Raw genomic sequence first — 12151 nt, forward strand, 5'->3', positions numbered from 1 at the left:
GGGCGAGTCGGCCATCCGCCGTGCCTCGCGCGCCCACCATGCTCGGCAAGGTTCTGCATGCGTCTCAGCCGCTACTTCCTGCCCATCCTGCGTGAGACTCCCAAGGAAGCGGAGATCGTCTCGCACCGGCTGATGCTCCGCGCCGGCATGATCCGCCAGGAGGCGGCCGGCATCTACGCGTGGCTCCCGCTCGGCCTGCGCGTCCTCAACCGGGTCACGGAGGTGATCCGCGCCGAGCAGGACCGCAGCGGCGCCATCGAGCTCCTGATGCCGACCATCCAGTCGGCGGAGCTCTGGCGCGAATCCGGCCGCTACGAGGCCTACGGCAAGGAGATGCTGCGCATCCGCGACCGGCACGAGCGCGAGATGCTGTTCGGGCCGACCAACGAGGAGATGATCACGGCGATCTTCCGCTCGGCGGTGCGCTCCTACAAGGATCTTCCGAAGAACCTCTACCACATCCAGTGGAAGTTCCGGGACGAGGTCCGGCCGCGCTTCGGGACCATGCGCTCGCGCGAGTTCCTGATGAAGGACGCCTATTCCTTCGACCTCGACGAGGCGGGGGCGCGGCACGCCTACAACAAGATGTTCGTGGCCTATCTGCGCACCTTCGCGCGGCTCGGGCTCAAGGCGATCCCGATGCGGGCCGAGACCGGGCCGATCGGCGGCAATCTCTCGCACGAATTCATCATCCTGGCGCAGACCGGCGAGAGCGAGGTGTTCTGCGACCGCGCCTATCTCGGCTTCCCGATCCCGCCCGCCTCGATCGATTTCGACGACGTGGCGGCATTGCAGGCGACGGTCGATCACTGGACCTCCCGCTACGCCGCGACCTCCGAGATGCACGAGCCGGCCGCCTTCGAGGCGGTGCCCGAGGAGGCCCGCATGGCCGCCCGCGGCATCGAGGTCGGGCACATCTTCTATTTCGGCACCAAGTATTCCGAGCCGATGGGTGCCCGCGTCACCGGCCCGGACGGGCAGGAGCGGCCGGTGCATATGGGCTCCTACGGGATCGGCCCGAGCCGTCTCGTCGCGGCGATCATCGAGGCGAGCCACGACGAAGCCGGGATCGTCTGGCCCGATTCGGTCGCGCCCTTCGACGTCGCGCTGCTCAATCTGAAGGTGGGCGATGCGGCGACCGACGCGGCCTGTGCGAAGCTCCAGGAGGAACTGGAGGCGGCGGGCCTGACGGTGCTCACCGACGATCGCGACGAGCGGCCCGGCGCCAAGTTCGCGACCGCCGACCTGATCGGCCTGCCCTGGCAGGTCATCGTCGGCCCCAAGGGGCTTGCGGAAGGCACGATCGAACTCAAGCGCCGCGCCACCGGCGAGCGGGAGATCGTTGCGGTCGACGCGGTGGCGCCCCGCCTGCGGGGGGCGAAGGAGTGAATGCAGGATCCCCCCTCTCCCACCCGGGAGAGGGACTGCCGCGCATCATGCGCCGAGGAAAGGCAGGGGCATCGATGATCACGGCCCTGGTGCGCGAACGCCTGCGCTTCTCCTCGGGCGGCACCCCGCCCTTCGCGCCCTTCGAATGGGTGATCGCCGGACGCTACCTCCGGACGCGCCGGAAGGAGGGCTTCGTCTCGGCGATCGCGCTGTTCTCGTTCCTCGGCATCATGCTGGGCGTCGCCACGCTGATCATCGTCCTGTCGGTGATGAGCGGGTTCCGCAAGGAGCTTCTGTCGAAGATCGTCGGCATCAACGGCCACGTGTTCGTCGCGCCGATCGACAAGCCGTTGACGGATTACGCCGATCTGTCGGAGCGCCTGTCGAAGGTGGCGGGCGTCTCGCTCGCGCTGCCGATGGTGGAGGGGCAGGCCTTCGCCTCCTCGCCCTATGGCGGCTCGGGCGTGCTGGTGCGCGGCGTGCGGGCGGAGGACCTGAAGAAGATCCAGGCGGTGTCGGGCAACATCCGCGGCGGCACGCTCGAAGGTTTCGACACGGCCGGCGGCGTCGCCATCGGCCGACGGCTTGCCGAGGCGCTCGGCCTCCAGGCCGGCGACACCATCACGCTCGCGACCCCGAAGGGCGCGACGACGCCCTTCGGCACGGCGCCGCGGATCAAGGGCTACAACGTCGCGGCCATCTTCGAGGTCGGCATGTCGGAATTCGACGCCACCTTCGTGTACATGCCCCTCTCGGAGGCGCAGGGCTTCTTCAACCGCGACGGCGACGTGACGGTGATCGAGGTCTTCCTCGACAATGCCGACAGCGTCGGCGAGCTGCGCTCCGCCCTCGAACTCGCGGCCGAGCGGCCCGTCGTGCTGACCGACTGGCGCCAGCGCAACCGCACCTTCTTCTCGGCGCTCGAGGTCGAGCGCAACGTGATGTTCATCATCCTCACCCTGATCGTACTGGTGGCCGCGCTCAACATCGTGTCGAGCCTGATCATGCTGGTGAAGGACAAGTCGAGCGACATCGCCATCCTGCGCACCATGGGGGCGACGCGGGGCACGATCATGCGCGTGTTCCTGATCACGGGTGCGTCGATCGGCTTCGTCGGAACCTTCGTGGGCTGCCTGCTCGGCATCGTGTTCGCGGCGAACATCACGGTGATCCAGCGCACGCTGCTGCCGGGCGTGTGGGATCCGACGGTGCGCTTCCTCTCGGAGATCCCCTCGGAGATCAATCCGGGCGAGGTGGTGGCCGTGGTGCTGATGTCCCTCGTCCTGTCGCTCCTTGCCACCCTGTACCCGTCCTGGCGGGCCGCACGGCTCGACCCGGTGCAGGCACTGCGCTACGGCTGAGGCTTGTCCGCGGCCCGTCCGGGCCGCCGCGAGGTGTTCGAGTTCATGGTATCCGTGACCTACGACCGTCCCGTTCCGCTCACGCCGTTCCCCTGGGCTTGAGGCCGCCATGGACGCCTCGCAGCCGCAGCAGCCGGTCCCGGCGCTCTTCCTCTCTCGGGTGGAGCGTCGTTACGCCCAGGCCGAGGGCACCCTCGACATCCTGCGTGGGGCCGACCTCGCGATCTGGCCCGGCGAGATCGTGGCGCTCGTCGCCCCCTCCGGCACCGGCAAGTCGACCCTGCTGCACGTCGCCGGGCTGCTCGAACGGCCGGATGGCGGCGAGGTCTATGTCGGCGGCCAGCCGAGCGCCCGGATGGACGACGACGCCCGCACCCGCATGCGGCGCGAGGAGATGGGCTTCGTCTACCAGGCCCATCATCTCCTGCCCGAGTTCTCGGCGCTGGAGAACGTGGTGCTGCCCCAGCTCATCCGCGGCCTCGATGCCCGGGAGGCGCGCTCGCGGGCGGCCGAACTCCTGACCTTCCTCGGCCTCAGGAACCGGCTCTCCCACCGGCCCGCCGAGCTGTCGGGCGGCGAGCAGCAGCGGGTCGCGATCGCGCGCGCGGTGGCGAACGGACCGCGCCTGCTGCTCGCCGACGAGCCGACCGGCAACCTCGACCCGCAGACGGCGGCCCATGTCTTCGCGGTGCTGGTCTCGCTGGTGCGGGCCTCAGGCGTCGCGGCGCTGATCGCCACGCACAATTTCGAGCTCGCCGCCCGTATGGACCGGCGCGTGACCATCCGCGACGGCCTCGTCGTCCAGGCGGCCTGAGGGCCGCGATCGTATAAGCGCTCCCGTCCGTGGCAGCCGCCGCTACCGGAAGGTCTTGCGCGGATCGAAGGCGTCGCGCACCGCCTCGCCCGCGAAGATCAGCAGGCTCAGCATCACGGCGATGACGGCGAAGCCCGTGAGCCCGAGCCAGGGCGCCTGCAGGTTCGCCTTGCCCTGGGCCAGCAGCTCGCCCAGTGAGGGCGAGCCCGGCGGCAGGCCGAAGCCGAGGAAATCGAGCGAGGTCAGCGTCGTGATCGAGCCGTTGAGCACGAAGGGCAGGAAGGTGAGCGTCGCCACCATCGCGTTCGGCAACAGGTGCTTGAACATGATGCGGGCATTCGAGAGCCCGAGCGCGCGCGCCGCCCGCACGTATTCGAAGTTGCGCGCCCGCAGGAACTCCGCCCGCACCACCCCGACCAGCGACACCCAGGAGAACAGCAGCAGGATGCCGAGCAGCACGAAGAAGCTCGGCGTGATGATCGACGAGATGATGATCAGCAGATAGAGCGAGGGGATCGCGGTCCAGATCTCGATCACCCGCTGAAAGGTCAGGTCGATCCAGCCGCCGAAATAGCCCTGGACGGCGCCGGCCAGCACGCCGATCACCGAGGAGATGATCGCGAGCGTCAGGCCGAACAGGACCGAGAGGCGGAAGCCGTAGATCAGGCGCGCGACGACGTCCCGGCCCTGGTCGTCGGTGCCGAGCCAGTTCCACTCGATGTCGCGGCAGGACGAGCCCCCGGTCTTCTCGGCGATCGGGCGGCACTGGGCATCCGTGAGCAGCCAGGTGGGCGGGGCCGGCGCCGGCACGGGCAGGTCGAGGTTGTGCGTGTCGTAGGAGAAGCGGATCGGGGGCCAGATCGCCCAGCCGTTCTCGGCGATCTCCTTCCTGATGACCGGATCGCGGTAGTCGGTCCGGGCCAGGAAGCCGCCGAACTTCTCCTCCGGGTAGTCGACGAAGATCGGGGTCAGCCACTCGCCCTTGTAGGAGACCAGGATCGGCCGGTCGTTGGCGATGAAGTCGGCGAACAGGCTGACGACGAACAGGACGACGAAGATCAGGAAGGACCAGGAGCCGCGCCGATTCGCCCGGAAATTGGCGAGCCGCCGCCGGTTCAGCGGCGAGAGGCGCCGCGTCCCGATCTCGGGCAGCGGCACCGCCACGGGGGCCGCCGCCGGCGAGGTGAGCGGAACCGCATCGAGCTCCGCGGGGCGGGGACGCTCGTTCATGCCGGCTCCCCGTTGCGGGTCAGTCGAGGCGCGTTGCCATCCCGTCGATGACGGAGGGCCGCACGCTGCCGCTCCGCTCCAGGTGGCGGCGCAGCAGGCGCACGTTGCGCTTGTTGGCCTTGAAGGCCGCGTCGAACAGGTCGCCGATCAGCGGCACCGCGCCGACGACGCCGTCGAAGGCCACGTTCGCCGCCATCCGGGCGATCAGCCAGCGCGGCACGCCGAGCCGGCGCGCCTCCCAGATGATGTAGGAGGAAATCGCCGTGGTGATCGCGTCGCCGATCACCGGCACGAGGCCGATCAGCGCGTCGATGCCGACGCGGCGGTTGATCCCCGGCAGCACGAAGGCAGAATCGAGGAGATGCGCCAGGAGTTCGAGCCGGGCCAAGGTCCGCTCGACATCGTCCGGCTGTGCGCGGGCGGACCGGAAGGGCGGCATCTCCGACGCGGAGAAGCGGCCGCCGGCCGTCTGCATGAACTCCATTGCGGGGCTCCGATGCGGAATCGTCATGATCCCGCATGTGGCCCCGGCCCCGGGGCAGAACAAGGAGCGCCCGCATCAGGCGGTCCGGCGGGCGAGGCCGCTCAGCCGGTCCAGGGCCCGGTCGAGGGTCTCGTCGGTCTTGGCGAAGCAGAAGCGCACCACCTGGCGCACCGGATCCTCGGCGTAGAAGGCGCTCACCGGGATCGCCGCCACCCCGTGCCGGCGCACCAGCCGCTCGCAGAAGGCGACGTCGTCGCTCTCGCCGAGGGGCGCGATGTCGATGTTGAGGAAGTAGGTTCCGGCACTGGGCAGCACCGAGAAGCCGAGGTCGCGCAGGCCCGCGGAGAACCGGTCGCGCGAGCGGGCGAGCCCCGCCCGCATCGCCTCGAAGTAGGAATCCTCCTTGCCCAGCCCGTAGGCCACCGCTGCCTGGAGGTTCGGCGGCGTGGTGAAGGTGAGAAACTGATGGGCCTTGGCCAGGACCCGCATCAGCGGCGGGGAGGCGAGCACAAAGCCGACCTTCCAGCCCGTGAGCGAAAAAATCTTGCCCGCCGAGCCGATCTTGACGGTGCGCTCGCGCATCCCCGGCAGCGCCATCAGCGGCCGGTGCCGCCGTCCATCGAACACCACGTGCTCCCAGACCTCATCGCAGACCGCCACCGCGTCGAAGCGGCGGCAGAATTCCGCCAGCAGCGCGAGATCCTCCTCGGGAAAGACCGTGGCGGTCGGGTTGAGAGGATTGTTGAACAGGACCACCCGGGTGCGCGCCGAGAAGGCGGCCGCGAGCGCGGCCTCGTCGAGCCGGAAATGGGGCGGGGTCAGGCGCACCATGCGGGGCACGCCGCCGGCCCGTCGCACCAGCGGCAGGTAGGCGTCGTAGAGGGGCGCGAACAGCACGACCTCGTCGCCCGGCTCGACCAGCGCCATCAGCGCGCCCGCGAGCGCCTCCGTCGCGCCGGAGGTCACCATCACCTCGGTGCCCGGATCGACGGACAGGCCCTGCCAGCGCGCATAATGGGCGGCCACCGCCTCGCGCAGCTCGGGCAGGCCCATCATCGGCGGGTACTGGTTCCAGCCGTGGATCACGGCTTCGGCCGCCTTTCGCCGGACGTCCTCGGGCCCGGGATCGTCGGGGAAGCCCTGGCCCAGATTCACGGCGCCGGTCTCGCGGGCGAGGGCGGACATGACCTCGAACACGGTGGTCGGCAGGTCGGCGAAGATCGGGTTCATGCCGGAATCGTCAGCGCCATCGCGAGAACCAGGGGAAGTCCCGTCTGGCTACCACGCGTCCGGCACGTGCGAAACCGCACATCGGCCGCACCCTGTGAACTGACGAATGTTGACATTCGTCAGTCATCGAATAGCTTTCGGCCATGCGGTCGGGCTGGCCGCTGTCAGTGATGCGGGGCTCCGCCCCCTCGCCCCGCATCGCGAATGGCAGTCGGCCCGGCCGTACCTTTTGCGGCCCGCCTTGCGGAACCCGCGAGGGTCGGGCATCACGGCCCCATGCTTCGGGCGGCCCCGTGCCCCGGCCGGGGCGCGCCGCCCCGCTTCGGGCGACGGGAGCCCGTCAGCCTCCAAGTTCCAGCTTTCATGTCCGTCCGCACCTGCATCATCCTCGGCTGCCTGACGGCGGCGCTCGGCCTCTCCTTGCGTCTCGCCGTGCCGGTGCGTCCGGTGGACGATGCCTATCGGGCCATCGTGCGGGACGTGCTCGCGCAACGCCGCGCCCTCGTCGAGCAGGGCCTGCGCTAGAGCGCTCCCCGTCGAAGTGGATGCCGGTTCGGCGCAAGGGAGCGCGTCACATCAAAGCTTTAGAGCCGCCGGCCCGATGCAGTCAGGTCGGGAACGGCTCTAAGCTGCTTCCCGCGCCGCGCTCGGCCTGCGTTCAGTAATCAAGGCGCAACATCGCGGCCGTACTGGCGACGCATTGCCGTGGCGGATGGGGCCGGGCGATGGCGTGACGCAGCGGCTCTCCGTGTGTCGCGCCCTATACCGCTTAGGCAAGGCGAGACCATGGGGTGCGGCTGGCGGGGGGCGCCGCCTGAGTGCAAGAGTCACGGGTCGAGGCGATGAACGAACTCTCTCCCATCCGCACCGACGACGCCGTCGAGACGGTGTCGCCGCGCCGCCGCAGGAGGTGGCCGTTCTGGCTGCTCCTGCTGCTCGCGCTGGGAGCGGCCGGGGCCTGGGGCTACCGCACCTATCTGCCGAACGGGTTCCAGTTCCAGGCGAAGCAGGCCGCCAAGTCCGAGACGGGCCGCCGCGGCGGCCGACGCGGCGGGGGCGGGGAGGGGCCGCAGGCAGTCGGCGTCGCCACCGTGACGACGGGCGACATGCCGGTGGTGCTATCCGGTCTCGGCACTGTGACGCCGCTCGCCACCGTGACCGTGCGCTCGCAGGTCAGCGGCTACCTGACCCAGATCGGCTTCCGCGAGGGCCAGCTCGTCAAGCAGGGCGATTTCCTGGCGCAGATCGACGTGCGGCCCTACGAGGCGCTGCTCGCGCAGTACCAGGGCCAGCTCCAGCGCGACCAGGCGCTCCTGCAGAATGCCCGGCTCGATCTCACCCGCTACCAGACCCTCAACCGCCAGGATTCGATCTCGAAGCAGAACGTCGACACCCAGGCCGCGACGGTGAAGCAGTACGAGGGCATCGTCGCCTCGGACCAGGCGCAGATCGACCAGCAGAAGCTCAACATCCAGTACGGGCGCATCACCTCGCCGGTGGACGGCCGGGTCGGCCTGCGCCAGATCGACCAGGGCAACTACGTCACGGCGGCTTCCACCAACATCGTAGTGGTGACGCAGCTGCAGCCGATCTCGGTCCTGTTCACGCTGCCGGAGGACGTGCTGGCACGGGTGATGGACCGTCTGCGCACGGGCGCGAAGCTTCCGGTGCGGATCTTCGACCGCAGCGACACGACCGAGCTCGCGAGCGGCATGCTCGACACCGTCGACAACCAGATCGACGTGACCACCGGCACCGTGAAACTGCGCGCGCTCTTCCCGAACAAGGACGACCGGCTGTTCCCGAACCAGTTCGTGAACGCGAAGCTCCTCGTCGACACGGTCCGCGATGCACCGATCGTCCCGGCCTCCGCGGTCCTGCGGGGAACGCCCGGCACCTTCGTCTACCTGCTGGGCGAGGACAGCAAGGTCACGATCCGGCCGATTACGATTGGCGAGACGGACGGCACTCGGACCGTGGTGACCGCCGGGCTCAAGGCCGGCGATCAGGTCGTGGTCGACGGCACCGACCGCCTGCGCGACGGGGCCGAGGTGCGCGTGACCGGGCGCGGCGCGGCGGAGGCGAAGGCGGCCGATGCGGAACCGGCCGCCCCACCCGCCGAGACGCGCCCCCGTGCGGAAGGCGAGGCTGCGGCCGAGGGCGAGCGCCCGCACCGGCGCCGCCGGCAGGCTCAGTGAGGCGAGCCATGCGGGCCGCGTGGTCCACCGGACAATCCCCCTTCCCGTCCGCGCACGGGAACCCCTCTCCGTATGGAAACCCCTCTCCCGTGCGGGAGAGGGGTAGGGGTGAGGGCCTAGGTGGTTCAGCAAGTATCCTGAACCGTGCCGTTGCCAGCACTACCGTCTCAGCCATATGGCGGATCCGTCCGGGACCCTCACGCGCGATCTTCGATCGCCTGCCCCTCTCCCGCACGGGAGAGGGGTTCTCGGTGCTGCCCGCGCTGAACAGAAGAGGCGTGGGACGATCTGATCGGAGGGCGGCATGAACCCCTCCCGCCTCTTCATCCTGCGGCCGGTCGCCACCACGCTCCTGATGCTGGCGATCCTGCTCAGCGGCATCCTGTCCTACCTCAACCTGCCGCTCTCGGCGCTGCCGGCCGTCGACTACCCGACGATCCAGGTCCAGACCTTCTATCCGGGCGCGAGCCCCGAGGTGATGACCTCCGCCGTGACGGCGCCGCTGGAGCGGCAGTTCGGGCAGCTCGCCAATCTCAACCAGATGACCTCGCAATCCTCCGCGGGAGCCTCGGTCATCACGCTGCAATTCGACCTCGACCTCTCCCTCGACATCGCCACGCAGGAGGTGCAGGCGGCGATCAACGCGGCCGGCAACCTGCTCCCGAGCGACCTGCCGGCGCCGCCCGTCTACGCCAAGGTAAACCCGGCCGACGCGCCGATCCTGACGCTCGCCCTGACCTCGAAGGCCCTGGCGCTCACTGAGGTGCGCGATCTCGCCGAGACGCGGCTCGCGCAGAAGATCTCGCAGGTGGCGGGCGTCGGCCTCGTCACGATGGCCGGCGGGCAGCGGCCGGCCGTGCGGGTGCGTTTCAACTCGCGGGCGCTCGCCGCCTACGGCCTCAACATCGACGACCTGCGCACCACCATCGCCAACCTCAACGTCAACACGCCGAAGGGGACGATCGACGGGCCGAGCCAGTCCTTCGCCATCAACGCCAACGACCAGATCCGCGACCCCGCCACCTACCGGGACGCGGTCATCGCCTACCGCAACGGTGCGCCGGTCAAGCTCTCGGCGGTCGCCGACGTGGTGGAGGGCCCGGAGAACACCAAGCTCGGCGCCTGGATGGACACCACCCCGGCGGTGATCCTCAACATCCAGCGCCAGCCCGGCGCCAACGTCATCGCGGTCGTGGACCGGATCAAGGCGCTGCTGCCGCAGCTTCAGGCCACGCTGCCGGCGGCGATCCAGGTCACGCCGCTCACCGACCGCACCGTCACCATCCGCGCCTCCGTGCACGACGTGCAGATGGAGCTTCTTCTCGCCATCGCCCTCGTGGTGCTGGTGATCTTCCTGTTCCTGCGCTCGCTGCCCGCGACCCTGATCCCGAGCCTGTCGGTGCCGCTCTCCCTCGTCGGGGCGCTCGCGGTGATGGACCTGTGGGACTTCTCCCTCGACAACCTCTCGCTGATGGCGCTCACCATCGCCACGGGCTTCGTGGTCGACGACGCCATCGTGGTGATCGAGAACATCGCCCGCCACGTGGAGGAGGGCGCCTCGCCCCTGGAGGCGGCGCTCAAAGGCTCCGCGGAGATCGGCTTCACCATCATCTCGCTCACGGTCTCGCTGCTCGCGGTGCTGATCCCGCTCCTGTTCATGGGCGAGGTGGTGGGCCGGCTGTTCCATGAATTCGCCATCACGCTCGCCGCGACGATCGTCATCTCAGGGATCGTCTCGCTCACCCTCGTGCCGATGCTCTGCGCCCGGCTCCTGCGCCACGAGCCGGCGCGGGCGCGCCAGGCCGGCCTCATAGCCCGGGCAGGGCGCTGGACGATGGAGGCCGGGATCCGGCTCTACGGACGCACGCTGCGCGGGGTCCTCAACCACCAGCCGCTGACCCTGCTCGTGGCGGTCGGGACCCTGATCCTGACGGTCCATCTCTACGCGGTCATCCCGAAGGGCTTCTTCCCGGTCCAGGATACGGGCGTGATCCAGGGCGTCAGCCAGGCCGACCAGACCGTGTCCTTCGCGGCCATGGCCGAGCGCCAGCGGCGGCTCGCCGAGGAGATCCTGAAGGATCCGGACGTGGTGAGCCTGTCCTCCTTCATCGGGGTCGACGGGCAGAACGTCACGCTCAATTCCGGGCGCTTCCTCATCAACCTGCGCCCGCGCGACGAGCGCTCCGAGACGGCGAGCGCGATCATCCGGCGCATCGGCGCCCGCACGGCGGAGGTGCCGGGCATCACCCTGTTCATGCAGCCGGTGCAGGACCTCACCATCGACACGGCGGTGAGCCCGACGCAGTACCAGTTCATCCTGGAGAATCCCGATCCCGAAGCCTTCGATACCTGGGTGCCGCGCTTCGTCGACCGCCTGCGGCAGATCCCCGACCTCGCCGACGTGGCGAGCGACCGGCAGGCGAACGGTCTTGCGGCCTACATCACCATCGACCGCGCCACGGCAGGCCGCTACGGCATCACCCCGGCCTCGGTCGACAACGCGCTCTACGACGCCTTCGGGCAGCGCATCGTCTCGACGATCTTCACCCCGTCGAACCAGTACCGGGTGATCCTGGAGGCCGATCCCGACCTCCACCGCAGCCTACCCTCCCTCAACCAGATCTACCTGCCCTCCTCGACGGCGACGAACGGGCAGGTGCCACTCTCGGCCATCGCCACGGTGACCGAGAAGCGCGCGCCGCTCCTCATCAGCCATCTCGGCCAGTTCCCGGCGGCCACGATCTCCTTCAACCTCGCGCCCGGCGCCTCGCTCGGACCGGCGGTCGCGGCGATCCAGGCGGCGAAGGCCGAGATCGGATTGCCCGACAGCTTCCAGCTTGTCTTCCAGGGCTCGGCCCTGGCCTTCCAGGCCTCGCTCAACAACACGCTGTTCCTGGTGCTCGCCGCGATCGTGACGGTCTACATCGTGCTCGGCGTGCTCTACGAGAGCTTCATCCACCCGATCACGATCCTCTCGACGCTGCCCTCGGCCGGCATCGGCGCGCTCGCCGGGCTGATGCTGTTCGGGCTCGACCTCGACATCATCGGCATCATCGGCATCGTGCTCTTGATCGGCATCGTGAAGAAGAACGCCATCATGATGATCGACTTCGCGCTCCAGGCCGAGCGCGAGGAGGGCCGGTCGCCCCGCGACGCCATCTACGAGGCCTGCCTGCTGCGGTTCCGCCCGATCATGATGACGACCTTCGCGGCCCTGTTCGCGGCGGTGCCGATGATCCTCGGCACGGGCACGGGCTCGGAACTGCGCCAGCCGCTCGGCATCTCGATCGCGGGCGGGCTGATCGTGAGCCAGGTGCTGACCCTCTACACGACGCCGGTGATCTATCTCGCCTTCGACCGCCTGGGCCGGCGCCTGAGCGGCCGGCGGCGCAGCGGGCTCGCGCCCGGCGAGGCGGTGCCGTGAATCGCGCTCGGTTCCCCGCGC

The 12151-nt window shown here is 69.5% G+C and carries 9 protein-coding genes; 6 read left to right on the plus strand and 3 right to left on the minus strand.

All coding sequences use genetic code 11. The features are described from left to right. Positions 1-57: 57 nt before the first annotated feature. The 3 genes from proS to MNOD_RS19540 all read left to right on the plus strand — a co-directional run bounded on the left by proS (position 58) and on the right by MNOD_RS19540 (position 3564). On the plus strand, positions 58-1389 hold the full coding sequence (gene proS, locus MNOD_RS19530; protein ID WP_015930671.1) for a proline--tRNA ligase: 1332 nt from the start codon (positions 58-60) through the stop codon (positions 1387-1389). Positions 1390-1463: 74 nt separating this feature from the next. Beyond that, on the plus strand, positions 1464-2750 hold the full coding sequence (locus MNOD_RS19535; RefSeq protein ID WP_015930672.1) for a lipoprotein-releasing ABC transporter permease subunit: 1287 nt from the start codon (positions 1464-1466) through the stop codon (positions 2748-2750). 109 nt (positions 2751-2859) lie between these two features. Next, positions 2860-3564 (plus strand): ABC transporter ATP-binding protein, encoded by a 705-nt coding sequence (locus MNOD_RS19540; protein WP_015930673.1) that lies wholly within the window; start codon positions 2860-2862, stop codon positions 3562-3564. A gap of 42 nt (positions 3565-3606) precedes the next feature. Here the strand turns inward: MNOD_RS19540 and MNOD_RS19545 are convergent, their stop codons facing one another. From MNOD_RS19545 to MNOD_RS19555, 3 genes are all read right to left on the minus strand, one after another. Then, positions 3607-4794: an ABC transporter permease gene (locus tag MNOD_RS19545; RefSeq protein ID WP_015930674.1), complete on the minus strand. Its 1188-nt coding sequence runs from the start codon at positions 4792-4794 to the stop codon at positions 3607-3609. Between the two features lie 19 nt (positions 4795-4813). Beyond that, entirely contained in the window at positions 4814-5278 is a 465-nt protein-coding gene (locus MNOD_RS19550; RefSeq protein WP_015930675.1) for a DUF4112 domain-containing protein, read from the minus strand. Between the two features lie 75 nt (positions 5279-5353). Continuing rightward, positions 5354-6508 (minus strand): aminotransferase, encoded by a 1155-nt coding sequence (locus MNOD_RS19555; protein ID WP_015930676.1) that lies wholly within the window; start codon positions 6506-6508, stop codon positions 5354-5356. Positions 6509-6871: 363 nt separating this feature from the next. Here MNOD_RS19555 and MNOD_RS48145 point away from each other — a divergent pair, with 363 nt between their 5' ends. The 3 genes from MNOD_RS48145 to MNOD_RS19565 all read left to right on the plus strand — a co-directional run bounded on the left by MNOD_RS48145 (position 6872) and on the right by MNOD_RS19565 (position 12130). Beyond that, positions 6872-7033 carry a hypothetical protein gene (locus MNOD_RS48145; protein WP_015930677.1) on the plus strand — a complete coding sequence of 54 codons (162 nt, stop codon included), beginning with the start codon at positions 6872-6874 and terminating at the stop codon, positions 7031-7033. A 317-nt stretch (positions 7034-7350) separates the two neighbouring features. After that, positions 7351-8706: an MdtA/MuxA family multidrug efflux RND transporter periplasmic adaptor subunit gene (locus MNOD_RS19560; RefSeq protein ID WP_015930678.1), complete on the plus strand. Its 1356-nt coding sequence runs from the start codon at positions 7351-7353 to the stop codon at positions 8704-8706. Positions 8707-9010: 304 nt separating this feature from the next. Further along, entirely contained in the window at positions 9011-12130 is a 3120-nt protein-coding gene (locus tag MNOD_RS19565; RefSeq protein ID WP_015930679.1) for a multidrug efflux RND transporter permease subunit, read from the plus strand. The last annotated feature ends 21 nt before the right edge of the window (positions 12131-12151 follow it).

Origin of the sequence: Methylobacterium nodulans ORS 2060, from assembly GCF_000022085.1 — a bacterium.
GTDB classification, from domain to species: domain Bacteria; phylum Pseudomonadota; class Alphaproteobacteria; order Rhizobiales; family Beijerinckiaceae; genus Methylobacterium; species Methylobacterium nodulans.